Source organism: Marinomonas pontica (assembly GCF_036322735.1).
In the GTDB taxonomy this organism is placed as follows: Bacteria; Pseudomonadota; Gammaproteobacteria; order Pseudomonadales; family Marinomonadaceae; genus Marinomonas; species Marinomonas pontica.
Window position 1 is genome coordinate 1,900,027 of the sequence record NZ_AP027271.1, and the last position, 13,028, is coordinate 1,913,054.

Consider the following 13,028-nt stretch of genomic DNA (forward strand, 5'->3'; position numbering starts at 1 on the left):
TTCCCTTATAAATCACCAAATAAACCAGAATTTAACAAGATTAAGCCATAATTTAACATGTTGATAGGAAAGATAGCTGTTAATCTCTTAAAGGTTACTCATCGACCGATAACAAATCTAATAACGGCAAGGTGAAATTTTGAGCATTATGTACAACAACACAGACCTATCGATAACCCCTGAGGTGAACTTATTCATTGGTGGCGAATTCACCCCAGCCATGGCTGGTGGCTATTTTGATAGGTTAGACCCAAGTACCGATTTGGTAGCCTCTCGCGCGGCATCCGGTCGTGCAGAAGACGCTGAGCACATGGCAGCCGTAGCGGCGGCTAACTTTTCAAAATGGTCAACTACCGACGTCACCGAGCGTGCTAACATTCTGCGTCGTGCTAAACAACTCATGCCAAAATACAGAGATCGCTTTGCTCAATTAATGCTCAAAGAAATTGGCGCGGTTAATGACTGGGTCGATTTCAATATCAAAGTAGCGGGCGAAGCGATTGAAGCCGCGGTGGCGCTCGCACTGAAATACCCGACCATTCGCCCTATCGATGAAGCATCCGATTCTTATACTGTCCGCCAACCCGTTGGCGTATGCCTTGCTATTGCGCCTTGGAATGCACCAATTGTGCTGGCCATGCGTGCGGTCGTCTTCCCATTGGCCTTTGGCAACAGCGTTATTCTTAAAGCCTCTGAATTGTCCCCTGCAACGCATTCGCTAATAGCGGAAGTACTGAACGAAGCTGGCGTTCCAAAAGGGGTTATTTCGGTGATGACCAATGCGCCAGAACATTCAGAAGAAGTGATTGCGAGTTTGATTGCCAACCCATCAATACGACGCGTTAATTTCACAGGCTCAACTCGCATTGGGAAAGTCATTGCGGGGCTGGCGGCACAACATCTCAAGCGTTGTCTCTTAGAGCTGGGTGGTAAATCGCCGCTGATCGTATTAAAAGACGCCGACTTACCATTAGCGGCCAAAGAAGCCGTTTACGGTGCGTTTTTAAATCAAGGTCAGATCTGCATGGCAACAGACCGAATTATTGTCGAACAAGCCATCGCTGAAGAATTTATCGGCATTTTAAAAGGTATGGTTGCAGAGCTGGTCTCAGGCGACCCTCGTCGAAAAGGCGTTAAACTTGGCCCGGTTGCCAGCCCTTCTATCGCATCGCGGTTGTCTGCACTGATTGAAGATGCGCTAGACAAAGGAGCCACTCTCATTTCAGGCACCCAGCGTAGAGGCCAGTTTATTGACGCAACGCTGCTAGACCACATTACTCCCATGATGCGAATTTACTCGGAAGAATGCTTTGGGCCCATTGCAGGAATATACCGAGTTGATTCACCAGAAGAAGCCATTACCGTCGCGAATAATTGTGAATACGGCCTTGCGGCTGCCATTTTTACTCGCGATCTGGCGCTTGCCAGAAGCATGGCAAATCAGCTGGAATCCGGCATGTGCCACATTAATTCCGCCACCGTCAAAGACGACCCCGCGATGCCGTTTGGCGGGCTTAAATCCAGTGGTTACGGCCGCTTTGGTGGTGACGCATGCGTGGACGAATTCACCGAAGTGCGCTGGATCACGGTCGCCCCACCCTAACACTCACTCCACTCCCTATCATTTAAAACCACAACAATAAAAAGAGGTTCTTATGAAAGCACGTCTACTAGCTCCGTTCGCGCCAAATTTGGCGAAGTTAGCCATTTGCACAGCCATCGCAGGCGGTGTCATCTTGTCTGGTCAGTTATACGCTGCCGTAGACGATGACACCATCCGCATTGGGTTTATCAGCCCAAGAACCGGCCCATTGGCCAGTTTTGGTAAAACCGATGGTTTTATTTTAAAGCAAGCTCGTCAAGCCTTAGCCAGTGGCATGACCGTCGGTGGTAAACATTATCAGGTTGAAATCATTGATCGTGATAGCCAATCGGATCCAGCTCGTGCCTCGCAATTGGCAAAGGAGTTAATTAACCAAGATGTCGACTTGATGTTGGCCATCTCGACTCCTGAAGTCATCAACCCCGTAGCGGATGCCAGTGAGGCTGCAGGCATTCCATTTATGTCCACAGTTATGCCTTGGGAAGCTTGGTACTACGGTCGAGGAGCAAAACCAGGTGAAGCAAGTCCATTCAAATGGACGTATCACTTTGGCTTCGGTGCGGGGGAGTTTTATCGCACTTACATTTCCCAGTGGTCTCTGATCGACACCAATAAAAAAGTGGGCGTTATGTATCCTAACGATGCCGACGGAAATGCGATTCGTGCGGTTCTTGCTCCGCGTCTTGCAAACGCCGGCTACACCATCATCGACCCAGGCGCGTATGAAACCGGCACGTCTGACTTTTCGAGCCAAATAGCCTTATTTAAACGAGAAGGCGTTGAGATTATTAACTCTTTCCCGATTCCACCGGACTTTGCCGCTTTTTGGCGACAAGCCGCGCAACAGGGCTTACACCGCCAAGTCAAAATCATTCAAATTGCAAAAACTGGTTTATTCCCTGCGGATATTGAGGTGCTAGGCTCACTGGGACCGAAAATTGCCTCTGCCGCTTATTGGCATAAAACCTTCCCATACACCTCTCCCTTAACTGGATTGAATGGCGAACAATTAGCCAACATGTGGGAGACAGAAACCGGCGAACAGTGGACACAACAGTTAGGTGCCACCTTGTCGCTGCTTGATGCAGGCACAGAAGCGTTGAAACAATCGACCAATCCACTATCGCGCACCTCAGTACGTGACGCCATTGCCAAACTGAATGTAACGACCATTGGCGGTCAAGTGGATTTCACTTCTGGCCCAGTTCCGAACGTCGCCTCCGGCCCAATTATTGGCGCCCAGTGGGTTAAGGGAACAGGGAAATTCAAGCTTGATTACGTGATTACAGAAAACGTCACCGATCCTAACGTTCCCGTCACGCATAAGTTGCTTCAGTACAATGCTAAATAGGAGCAACAACGTGATACAAACACCATATTCACAACTACAAGCAACCGGGATCCACAAATCCTTCGCGAGCGTGCAAGTACTGAATGGGATTGATTTTTCTATGGACACCAACGATGCCATTGGCATCGTTGGACCCAATGGCGCAGGAAAATCGACACTACTCAGTGTTTTGTCTGGCGCTCAAGCTCCCACAAGCGGCCAGATCATTCTCAACAACCACGACATTACCTCATTGCCTGCTCGTGAAAGAGCCAAGCAAGGGTTGGTCAGAACACATCAAATTCCAAAACCCTTTTCGGGCATTAGTGTCTTCGAGAATGTCTTCGTAGCGGCGATTCATTCGGCGACAAACAATCGTGAAGCGGCCTATGACATTGCCCTTGAATCCATCACCTTATGCGGCATGTTGCCCTTAGCAAACCGTGAAGCCGACAGTATCGGACTGCTTGATCGCAAACGATTAGAACTCGCCCGCGCGTTAGCTACGCAGCCAACATTGCTGTTTCTGGATGAAATTGGTGGAGGTCTTACTGATGCTGAAGCCTTGCAGCTCGTTGATACCATTCTCACCCTACGCGAACGTGGCATTGGCATTGTCTGGATCGAGCACATTGTCCATATCCTGCTCCGTGTTGCAAAAACACTCATTTGCATGGACAGCGGTCGCATTATTGCTCAGGGCGACCCTCACGACGTGATGTCAAATCAACAAGTAATGAAAGCCTATATGGGAGGTACAGACCATGCTGTCGGTGAGTAATTTAGACGTGCGCTACGGCCAGTTTCGTGCTGTACAAGGCGTGTCAATGAACATTGACCAAGGTGATATTGTGTCACTTATCGGTGCCAATGGTGCGGGGAAATCCACTTTACTAAGAGCCATAGCAGGCGCACTGCCGATCCATTCAGGAAGGGTGTCATTCAAACAACACGATGTGACCACGACCTCGTCCAGTGCGCGCGTAAAACAGGGGCTGTCATTGGTGCCAGAAGGCCGCCGTTTGTTTGCAGACATGACGGTGGAAGAGAATCTCTTACTAGGCACCACGGTTAAGCGTTCAGGTGATTGGAGCATAGAACGGATTTTTGCCACCTTTCCCAATCTGGTCAAACGTCGCCATGCCAAAACAGGCAACCTCTCTGGCGGCGAACAACAAGCCACTGCCATTGGCCGTGCGCTTATGTCGAACCCTGACTGTTTGATTTTAGACGAAGTCAGTCTAGGTCTTTCGCCTCTGGTCGTTGATCAGGTCTATGCCTCCATCGACAGTCTGAAAGACGCAGGTACGACTATTTTGCTGGTAGAACAAGATTTAGAACGTGCTATTCGTTTTTCTCACCGAGCGATTTGCATGTTAGAAGGCAAAATTGTCCTCGACAAACTAACGAGTGATACCAACAAAGAAGAAATTACCCACGCGTATTTCGGTCTACAGCAATCGAAACACCAGGAGGCATCACAATGATGAACAGTCTGGTACAAGCCATATTGCTCGGCGGTTATTACGCTTTAATCGCCTGTGGACTGGCCTTTATGTTCCAAGTTATGCGCATCATTAATTTAGCGCATGGGTCATTGGCAATTTTGAGCGCTTACCTAGTATGGGAAATCACAGATGCCTTGGCGCTGTCGCCTTTTATCAGTGTGTTGATGATTCTTCCTATCATGGCCATCATCGGATTACTGCTACAACGGGTAATCTTAGAAAGAGCCACCAAAGGCGGAGAGTTACTTCCCGTATTAACCACCTTTGGCCTCGCCATCGTCATTGATAATTTATTGTTCCAACAATTTGGGGCGAATACTCGTTCTTTGTCGCCTTATCTTGGCGATTTAAGCTGGGAATCGTATGAAGTATTCGGCTTATGGATTGGCAAACTGCCCGTTATTGTCTTGATAACGGCTATCGTGATCATTGGTGGATTGGATCTTATTCTGCGCTTTACACCGCTTGGCCGCCAAATAAGAGCCACCGCATTTGACCCTGACACAGCGGGATTGGTTGGCATTGATGCTCGGAAAATAGCCGGTATTTCCGCCGCCATCGCCATGATGACAGTGGCCATTTCTGGCACAGCACTGGGGTTAAGAGGCACCTTTGATGCTTACGCTGGCGGCCCCCAACTCTTGTTCGCTTTCGAAGCCACCATCATTGGCGGCGCAAGCTCCCTATGGGGCGTATTTATGGGCGGAATCATTCTTGCCATTGCACAAAGCATCGGGGCGCTTATTCATCCTCAGGGTTTTTTACTGGGTGGCCATTTCATGTTTTTGATCTTTTTGTTTGCTCGAATTTACTTCAATAGTGATGTTTTTTCGCTAAAACATTGGCTCTCTAAACGCAATGAAAAGGAAAACGCCGCATGAAAATACAACGCTCTAATGCTTATTCAAAAATGACGTTATCTGTTGTGGTCATCGTTTTCATTTTGCTGATCCTAGCTCCTTTTATTGCTTCCGATAATGCAATAGAAAGGCTTACGGTGCTGTTCATTTACATCATCATGGCCGCCATGTGGAACACACTGGCTGGTTTTGGCGGTCTGATATCGATTGGCCAACAGTTGTTTTTTGGTTTGGGCGCGTACGCCACAATTCGCATCACTAATATGGGCGTATCCCCTTTTGTCGCGCTGTTGATGGCAGCCTGCTTAGTTGGGTTGCTCAGTTGGCCGATTTCGAGCTTTATGCTGCGGCTGAAAGCTGGTGAATTTGCGATCGGCATGTGGGTACTTGCTTCCATTGGGCATTTGTTGGTTAACCTGGACCCCTTGATTCAAGGCGAAACAGGCATCTCACTGATCGCACTCAATCAGTATTCCATTGAACACCGTCGTCAGTTCATTTACTTGGCCGCATTGATCGGCATGTCAGGACTATTGCTAGGATTGTTTTACGTGCTGCGCTCCAAAGCAGGTATCGCCATGCAAGCCATACGTGACAATGAAGAGGCTGCTGATTCGATCGGCGTAGACGCTGAAAAAGTCAAAAAATGGTTCTTCATTTTCGCCGCATTTGGCACCGCATTGGCGGGTGCTTTATGGCTGGCACAAGCTTCATCCTTTCAACCTAAAACCTACTTTTCAGTGCAATGGACAGCCTACATGATTTTCATGGTGCTGGTTGGTGGGTTAGGTCGCTTTGAAGGTGCCATTTTAGGCGCTCTGCTGTTTTTCGCCGTGGAAACTTGGTTTGCGGCCACAGGGGTTTGGTACCTCGTTGGTTTAGGTGCGGTTGCTATGTTGTGCTCTCTATTCCTGCCAAAAGGTATTTGGGGAGCGATTGAAACTCGTTTAGGTATCACCTTAATTCCTGTGGGTTACCAGGTCACAGGGCTGATATCTGACACTCATTCAAAACACAAATAAGGAGATCATCATGCTATTTGGTAAAACCATCGTTGTTACGGGTGTCGCCAGTGGAATTGGCCAACGCACCGCAGAACTGGCCGCTCAAATGGGCGCTGATGTTATCGGTATTGATGTGGTAAAGCCTGCTCACCATATCGGCACGTTTTTACAAGGCGATATTTCAAACCAAAGCGGTGTTGATCAAATTATCAACGCCCTACCTAATGGTATTGACGCGCTATGCAATGTCGCGGGTGTATCAGGAACGGCTGGCGCAGCGGTTACGCTTGCTATTAACTTTTTTGGGCTGAAAGCACTCTCTGAAGGCTTAGCAACCAAGATTCGTACTGGTGGAAGCATCATTAACGTAGCGTCCATGGCCGGATTTGGATGGCGACAAAACGCCCAACGCGCCGCTGCAATCGCCAAGTTAAATGGCTTTCCAGATTCCACACAATTATTAAAAGACTTTTCTATACCAAACGAGCTTGGCTACCCTATTTCCAAAGAAATACTCTTGGTTTGGACCATGCTCGCGGCTCATCAACCCATGTTTAAATCACGCAACATTCGCGTCAATGCCGTGTCACCGGGCCCTGTCGAAACACCTATTTTGACCCAGTTCCGTCAGGTTCTTGGTGATAAACGAGTCAATTCAGACGTAGAACGAGTGGGTCGCGCGGGTACCGCCGCCGATATTGCGCCGGTTATTTTGTTCCTCTGCTCAGATGCTGCACGCTGGATTAACGGAAACAACATCGCAACAGATGGAGGATTAGAAGCCTCCGTAACCATTGAAGAATTGAATCTATAAAAACAAGGAGAAATACCATGACTGTTTTATTAAGCCTTGGTGGAAATGACCTAACAGCCAGTAACCACAAAGAATATCATCGACTTGACCCTGTCACAGGACAAGTCGCCTCGACCTCAGCGGCCGCCACGCTGGAAGATGTCAAGACAGCGACCAAAGCCGCGCACAACGCTTTCCCTGCTTGGGCGCAATCGGGTCCGGCTGAACGTCGCCACTTACTCAACAAAGCGGCAGAAATTATGGAAGCTAAACAAGAGGAGTTTATTGCGGCCATGATCACCGAAACCGGAGCAACTGGACCTTGGGCTGGTTTTAACGTGATGCTGGCCGCTGGGCATATCCGTGAAGCCGCCGCTTTGACCACACAAATGGGAGGCGAGGTGATCCCATCGAACAAACCGGGAACATTGGCCATGTCAGTGAATAAACCCAAAGGCGTGTGTTTGGCTATGGCACCATGGAATGCACCCATTATATTAGGCGCCAGAGCCATTGCGACACCTTTAGCCTGCGGCAATACTGTGATTCTAAAAAGCTCGGAGTTTTGCCCCCTTACCCACCGCTTAATCATCGATTGTTTTTTAGAAGCGGGCTTCCCCGCTGGCGTTGTAAATCTTATTTCGAACGACCCAAGCGATGCGGCTAGCATCGTCAAAGCGTTAATAGAAGCGCCTGAAGTGCGTCATGTGAACTTTACTGGTTCTAGCCCTGTTGGCCGCATTATCGGCCGCCTTGCGGGTGAAAACCTGAAACCCGCTTTGCTGGAGCTTGGCGGCAAAGCACCGCTTGTCGTACTGGCGGATGCCGATATAGACGGGGCGGTCAATGCCGCTATTTTTGGTGCGTTCATGAACCAAGGTCAAATTTGTATGTCCACCGAACGCGTCATTGTTGATGAAGCGATAGCGGACGAGTTCGTGGCAAAATTAGTCGCTCGCGCATCAGCACTACCATGGGGAAACCCGAGAGACGCAGTGGTTTTAGGCTCTCTCGTCAACCCAGAAGTTGCCGATAAAATGCACGCCCTGATCGATGACGCTGTCTCTAAAGGCGCCAAACTGGTGTGCGGCGGTGAAAACGACGGCGCGATATTCTCAGCAACACTGTTAGACGGTGTAAACCAAACCATGCGAATTTACGCAGAAGAAAGCTTTGGCCCCGTCAAGTCAATCATTCGCGTCAATGGCGATCAAGAAGCGATCAAGGTGGCTAATGACAGTGAATATGGCCTATCCGCGGCGGTCTTTTCACAAGACATTAATCGAGCGCTGGCCTGCGCCAATGCTATTAAAAGCGGTATTTGCCATATCAACGGCCCAACCGTCGGCGATGAACCACAAATGCCATTTGGCGGTGTCGGTGATTCTGGCTATGGTCGTTTTGGAGGGAAAGCGGGCATCGCCGAATTTACCGATTCACGCTGGATAACAATAGAAGACCCAAAGCAGCATTATCCAATATAAAAACACCGTTTTTTAATTAACTCTAAGCCAGTCTATTACTTAATGGACTGGCATTTTTATGCTCAATTAAAAAAACAGCTCTATATAAAACCTTAGATATATAATCTTTATCTCATCCAATCCTTACGTTACTAATCATTAGACATAACAAGGGTTTCATAAAATAAATTTGACGGCGAAACGCTTATTTTTAGGACGTTTACGCGCTTTTTTAGCGCGCAAAAAAATTCACATTATATTGATTAAATTAATGTTTTTTAATGGCCATACCGCGACTCTGTTGGCAACAGCGCGGTGGCTAAAACAATTTGAAGCAGAGTTACCTCAGCCCGTGGTACTTATCTTTCAGCCAGCCGAAGAAGGTTTTCACGGTGCGCGTGAATGAAACAAGGTAATTCGGCGATGCTAAAAGCCGTTGCGGTTTCGCTACGGGAAAACAAACAGGAACTGGCCGATTTAATGGCGCTGGAACTAGCAAATGACACCGAATACGGACTTGGCGCGAGTATTTGGAGCAGCAGCCAAGTGACCATAGATAGAGCCATTGAAACCCTAGAATCCGGACAAATCGCCGTAAGCGGTATCGTAAAAAGCGATCCCAAATTGCCATCTGGCGGGATTGGTGAATCCGGTTATGGCCGTGAACTTGGCCCGCAAGGCATAAGGGAATTTGTCAACGTACAACAGATTTGGATTGCGTAGCCATTCGTGCCTTTCACAGACAGCAAAAGAGCCTCATGTTAGGCTCTTTCTTCATATCAAAGTCTAAAAAACTGGCTGTATTTTATTCGCTAAACTTTTAAAGTGTGGCGGTAAATACTTTAGAGAAACTGGTTTTTTCTTGAATATCGATATTAAGACGCAGTCTGCGCGAAATATCACTGGCAGAGAAAATGCCGCGAATCTTGTGATTCTCACGGTCCATAACAAGACAGTGACGTTCACCATCATTTTTAAGGGCGGTGATGACATCAGAAATACTGGCTTTGGAAATGTCCTGCCAATCCAATGCTTTTAAATTCTTTTTAGCTGTCATTAGGTCAGCAACGACGATTTCAGATCGCTCTAAGCCTTCCGATACTTTTTGAACAATTTTTCGTTCAATAATATCATCAGCACTAACAACACCAATAAAATGCTTATTTTCATCAATGACAAATTTTAAGCGCACGTGCTCTTTTTGCATCAGCTCTTTTACGTTTAATACAGACCATGTGGACTCAACAATCAAAGGTTTGTTGCTTTGAAAATCAGTAAAAAAACTCAGTGCTGGGGAATCGATAGTAAGGTCGTAATTTTCTTCAGGCCAAGCCAATTCGTCGATGTCAGTTGTTGGGTAAAAGTCTAATGTTTTCATATAAAGGCACTCCGTAGCGCGGTCTTGTCGTAAATCTAAAAGGCAATGAGACTGCTAATAAGCATATCTAATCATTTTACATAGAGTAATAGATTGGTACTAAAAATAACAATTACAAGGCTAGGAAGTACGCCAATTCCATATTCCGTGCTGTTTTCCTCGGATACCAATTCGTTCTTTCTCAACAGGCACACTGCCAAAATTGCCATAGGAAATTGCTAGTGGAAAACAGTCGAGCTCAAGCACCGGCTAATGCTAAAGTGACCCACAATAAACAGGGCGACACCAAGATAACGGAGAGAAAATGAACGCTGCAAAAAAGCAATACAAGATGAAAGGCATGCTCATTACTGAATTCGAATTAGAGGTTCCTTTGGATTGGCATTCCTCTGACAGGAACCATAACGCCCCCATTAAACACCGTCCAACGATCTCTGTGTTTGCGCGTGAAGTGGTAGACGTGAACCACGCGAGTGATGAGCTGCCTTTATTGCTGTTTTTACAAGGTGGCCCCGGTGGTAAATCCCCTCGCCCAATGCCGGGCTCTCCTTCTTGGATGGCGGAAGCGTTAAAAACCCATCGCATCATTTTGATCGACCAGCGTGGCACTGGCCGCAGCAGCCGGATCGATACGAACCTCATCAGAAAAATGTCTGCCGAAGAAGGCCGAGATTATCTACTTAACTTTCGTGCCGACAGCATTGTCGCCGACTGCGAATATTTAAGAAAAACCGTTTATGGCGGCCGTTTGTTCGAAACCTTAGGACAAAGCTACGGTGGCTTTATCACCTTAACGTATCTATCCCAAGCACCAGAAGGCCTAGCGGCGTGCTATGTAACAGGCGGTTTAGCTGGATTGGAAGAACCCGCACAAGAGGTGTATCAGCTAACCTATCAGCGCGTGATCGAAAAAAACCAAGACTATTATGCGCGCTATCCAGAAGATGCCAACGTCATGGCAAAAATTGCTGACTGTTTAACCAACAACAAAGTGCTGCTGCCTGATGGCGATCAACTGACTCTAGAACGATTCCAAAGTATTGGCATTCTCTTGGGCATGGGGCCTGGAATTGACCAAGTACATTGGTTAATTGATGAGGCCTTTGCGGGCAGTGATAAGACACAACTCAGTGATGTGTTTTTGGAGCAAGTGATGAACCTCACAACTTACCACGAAGGCCCACTTTTTGCGGTAATTCATGAGAGCATTTACGGCCAACCAAACAAAAGCACCGCGTGGTCGGCTCAACAATTGCGTGCGCAATTTGGTGAGTTTGACGCAACACACTCGCCTTTGATGCTTACTGGCGAAATGATCTATCCATGGATGTTTGAGCAAATCGCTTCATTGCGCCCTTTTGCTGGGGCAGCAAACGCACTAGCGGAATACCAAGACTACGCGCCACTTTATGATCTTGAAAAACTTGCTAAAAACAAGGTGCCCGTCGTAGCCGCGGTGTATCAAAACGACATGTATGTGCCGCGCGAGCTGTCATTAAAAACAGTGAAGCAAGTTGCCAACACGCAAATTTGGCTAACCAACAGCTACGAACACGACGGCGTTCGTCAATCGCCAGAAGTCTTCTGTAAATTACGTGAACTATTGCTAGACCAAGGCGGCCCATTAAAAGTCTCGAAATAAGACAATCACAATGTTATGCAATTTTTCCGCATTGTTTAGACGACAAACCGCTAAGATCGTCAAATCGAACCTACATTGATAAGGAATTTTTATGAGCCATCCATTGAACCTAACCGTTAATAACATCCAAGGCAAAAGCGTTGATCTATCAGCCTACCAAGGCAAAACCGTTTTGGTGGTTAACGTTGCGTCAAAATGTGGTTTAACACCACAGTACGAAGGCCTTGAAGCCTTGTACAAAAAATACCACGAGCAAGGCTTGGAGATTTTAGGATTCCCTGCCAACGACTTTGCAGGTCAAGAACCAGGTAGCGATGAAGACATTCAACAGTTCTGCAGCCTTACCTACGATGTAACCTTCCCCATGTTCAGCAAAATTGTTGTGACGGGTGAAGACAAGCATCCCCTGTACAAGAACTTAATTGAAGCAGCGCCAGTGACACCCAATCGAGATGCTATGGTTAACATGTTGGCAGGTCATAAAATCGAAGCCACAAAAGCACCAGAAGTGGTTTGGAACTTTGAAAAATTTTTGATCACCAAAGATGGCAAGGTTGAGCGCTTCTCTCCTGATGTGACACCAAAAGACGATGCACTGGTTGCATCGATTGAAGCCGATCTATAAGCGTTAAAGCAAAGCCTAGACAAAAAAGAGTCACGCCAATAACGTGACTCTTTTTTTTGGTTATGAAGACCGGATTTGTCTAAATATCTTCATGCGGTTCCATTTCTGTCGATTCAGTTTTTTATACATCCACAAACAGCCAATATCAAACCCAAAGTAAAACACACTAATACCACTCGGCGGATTGCTACTCACAATGAAAGGCACCTTACCGAACCAAGTGTCGGGCCAAAACCAGCACTGGTAATAGGTTCCCAACAGTTCCAAATACACCACCATGAAAAACATAATCAGAAAAAACAGCTCGTTACCGGTTTGCTTTCTTAATAGCAATACAATCACCAGCGTACAAAGAAAGCCAAAAACATCCTGATCGAACAGCAGCCAAAGGCTTGAATAGCCAATCATTGCCCAATATAAAATCGAAATGACACGCGCCTTGTTACGCTGAATGATGTTTTCCTTTTGAATATAAAACACAGCAGCGTAGATCAGACTGTGACCAAGCGGCACATAAATAGGGACATTCTCAAGCCGATATTCGTACATGCCCAAAAAAATGGAAAAGATCACCTCCCCAATCAGCGCCAGCGCAACACCATAAAGCATCAGCTTTTTTATTTTTGCGGTAACACGCAAATAGACCCAAACAAAGCAGATCAATACCAAGAAATTAGTAGTCCACTGATTAAACAGAATGTGCTCGGCCACCATGCTGCTATCGAGAAACAAACCAAGCCAGAGAACCATAAAGACAGGAAAATAAATCGATGAATAACGAAGTGTCGGCATTGTCACAAAAAGCAGTCATTGGATGAGGAG

General features: G+C 47.0%; 14 protein-coding genes. 12 read left to right on the top strand and 2 right to left on the bottom strand.

From position 1 onward, the window contains the following. Window positions 1–148 precede the first annotated feature (148 nt). The 10 genes from AABA11_RS08890 (at window position 149) to AABA11_RS08935 (ending at window position 9,284) form a co-directional block, all read left to right on the top strand. Entirely contained in the window at window positions 149–1,603 is a 1,455-nt protein-coding gene (locus tag AABA11_RS08890) for an aldehyde dehydrogenase (RefSeq protein ID WP_265729843.1), read from the top strand. 52 nt (window positions 1,604–1,655) lie between these two features. Further along, the gene (locus AABA11_RS08895) at window positions 1,656–2,954 is read left to right on the top strand and encodes an ABC transporter substrate-binding protein (protein ID WP_265729819.1); all 1,299 of its coding nucleotides are present in this window, start codon (window positions 1,656–1,658) and stop codon (window positions 2,952–2,954) included. A gap of 10 nt (window positions 2,955–2,964) precedes the next feature. Continuing rightward, window positions 2,965–3,714, top strand: a complete 750-nt coding sequence (locus AABA11_RS08900) for an ABC transporter ATP-binding protein (RefSeq protein WP_265729818.1) — start codon at window positions 2,965–2,967, stop codon at window positions 3,712–3,714. Next, window positions 3,698–4,420 carry an ABC transporter ATP-binding protein gene (locus tag AABA11_RS08905; protein ID WP_338267142.1) on the top strand — a complete coding sequence of 241 codons (723 nt, stop codon included), beginning with the start codon at window positions 3,698–3,700 and terminating at the stop codon, window positions 4,418–4,420. The genes AABA11_RS08900 and AABA11_RS08905 overlap by 17 nt, the downstream gene beginning before the upstream one ends. Further along, the gene (locus tag AABA11_RS08910) at window positions 4,417–5,322 is read left to right on the top strand and encodes a branched-chain amino acid ABC transporter permease (RefSeq protein WP_338267145.1); all 906 of its coding nucleotides are present in this window, start codon (window positions 4,417–4,419) and stop codon (window positions 5,320–5,322) included. Before AABA11_RS08905 ends, AABA11_RS08910 begins: the two co-directional genes overlap by 4 nt. Beyond that, window positions 5,319–6,323 (top strand): branched-chain amino acid ABC transporter permease, encoded by a 1,005-nt coding sequence (locus tag AABA11_RS08915; protein ID WP_338267147.1) that lies wholly within the window; start codon window positions 5,319–5,321, stop codon window positions 6,321–6,323. The genes AABA11_RS08910 and AABA11_RS08915 overlap by 4 nt, the downstream gene beginning before the upstream one ends. Window positions 6,324–6,333: 10 nt before the next feature. Further along, window positions 6,334–7,119 carry a coniferyl-alcohol dehydrogenase gene (locus AABA11_RS08920; protein ID WP_265729813.1) on the top strand — a complete coding sequence of 262 codons (786 nt, stop codon included), beginning with the start codon at window positions 6,334–6,336 and terminating at the stop codon, window positions 7,117–7,119. Between the two features lie 17 nt (window positions 7,120–7,136). Continuing rightward, entirely contained in the window at window positions 7,137–8,582 is a 1,446-nt protein-coding gene (locus AABA11_RS08925) for an aldehyde dehydrogenase (RefSeq protein ID WP_338267149.1), read from the top strand. 250 nt (window positions 8,583–8,832) lie between these two features. Continuing rightward, window positions 8,833–8,967, top strand: a complete 135-nt coding sequence (locus AABA11_RS08930) for a M20/M25/M40 family metallo-hydrolase (protein WP_338267151.1) — start codon at window positions 8,833–8,835, stop codon at window positions 8,965–8,967. Then, entirely contained in the window at window positions 8,964–9,284 is a 321-nt protein-coding gene (locus AABA11_RS08935; protein WP_338267153.1) for an aldehyde dehydrogenase family protein, read from the top strand. The genes AABA11_RS08930 and AABA11_RS08935 overlap by 4 nt, the downstream gene beginning before the upstream one ends. 97 nt (window positions 9,285–9,381) lie before the next feature. On the opposite strand, the gene AABA11_RS08940 is transcribed toward AABA11_RS08935, so the two are convergent. Beyond that, the gene (locus tag AABA11_RS08940; protein WP_338267155.1) at window positions 9,382–9,939 is read right to left on the bottom strand and encodes a CBS domain-containing protein; all 558 of its coding nucleotides are present in this window, start codon (window positions 9,937–9,939) and stop codon (window positions 9,382–9,384) included. Window positions 9,940–10,243: 304 nt separating this feature from the next. Between AABA11_RS08940 and AABA11_RS08945 the strand changes: the two genes are divergently transcribed. Together AABA11_RS08945 and AABA11_RS08950 are read left to right on the top strand one after the other, a co-directional pair. Beyond that, window positions 10,244–11,581: an alpha/beta fold hydrolase gene (locus AABA11_RS08945; RefSeq protein ID WP_338267157.1), complete on the top strand. Its 1,338-nt coding sequence runs from the start codon at window positions 10,244–10,246 to the stop codon at window positions 11,579–11,581. A gap of 91 nt (window positions 11,582–11,672) precedes the next feature. Continuing rightward, a complete protein-coding gene (locus tag AABA11_RS08950; protein WP_265729808.1) occupies window positions 11,673–12,206 on the top strand; it encodes a glutathione peroxidase in 534 nt (177 codons plus the stop codon). 60 nt (window positions 12,207–12,266) lie between these two features. Here AABA11_RS08950 and AABA11_RS08955 read toward each other — a convergent pair whose 3' ends face one another. Next, window positions 12,267–12,998, bottom strand: coding sequence for a hypothetical protein (locus AABA11_RS08955; RefSeq protein ID WP_338269649.1), 732 nt, complete (start codon window positions 12,996–12,998; stop codon window positions 12,267–12,269). Window positions 12,999–13,028 lie beyond the last annotated feature (30 nt).

Coding starts and splice junctions, on each gene's coding strand:
- AABA11_RS08945 (WP_338267157.1), top strand. CDS start 10,244: ATGAACGCTGCAAAAAAGCAATACAAGATGAAAGGCATGCTCATTACT.
- AABA11_RS08910 (WP_338267145.1), top strand. CDS start 4,417: ATGATGAACAGTCTGGTACAAGCCATATTGCTCGGCGGTTATTACGCT.
- AABA11_RS08950 (WP_265729808.1), top strand. CDS start 11,673: ATGAGCCATCCATTGAACCTAACCGTTAATAACATCCAAGGCAAAAGC.
- AABA11_RS08955 (WP_338269649.1), bottom strand. CDS start 12,998: ATGCCGACACTTCGTTATTCATCGATTTATTTTCCTGTCTTTATGGTT.
- AABA11_RS08940 (WP_338267155.1), bottom strand. CDS start 9,939: ATGAAAACATTAGACTTTTACCCAACAACTGACATCGACGAATTGGCT.
- AABA11_RS08935 (WP_338267153.1), top strand. CDS start 8,964: ATGAAACAAGGTAATTCGGCGATGCTAAAAGCCGTTGCGGTTTCGCTA.
- AABA11_RS08930 (WP_338267151.1), top strand. CDS start 8,833: ATGTTTTTTAATGGCCATACCGCGACTCTGTTGGCAACAGCGCGGTGG.
- AABA11_RS08920 (WP_265729813.1), top strand. CDS start 6,334: ATGCTATTTGGTAAAACCATCGTTGTTACGGGTGTCGCCAGTGGAATT.
- AABA11_RS08890 (WP_265729843.1), top strand. CDS start 149: ATGTACAACAACACAGACCTATCGATAACCCCTGAGGTGAACTTATTC.
- AABA11_RS08915 (WP_338267147.1), top strand. CDS start 5,319: ATGAAAATACAACGCTCTAATGCTTATTCAAAAATGACGTTATCTGTT.
- AABA11_RS08895 (WP_265729819.1), top strand. CDS start 1,656: ATGAAAGCACGTCTACTAGCTCCGTTCGCGCCAAATTTGGCGAAGTTA.
- AABA11_RS08925 (WP_338267149.1), top strand. CDS start 7,137: ATGACTGTTTTATTAAGCCTTGGTGGAAATGACCTAACAGCCAGTAAC.
- AABA11_RS08905 (WP_338267142.1), top strand. CDS start 3,698: ATGCTGTCGGTGAGTAATTTAGACGTGCGCTACGGCCAGTTTCGTGCT.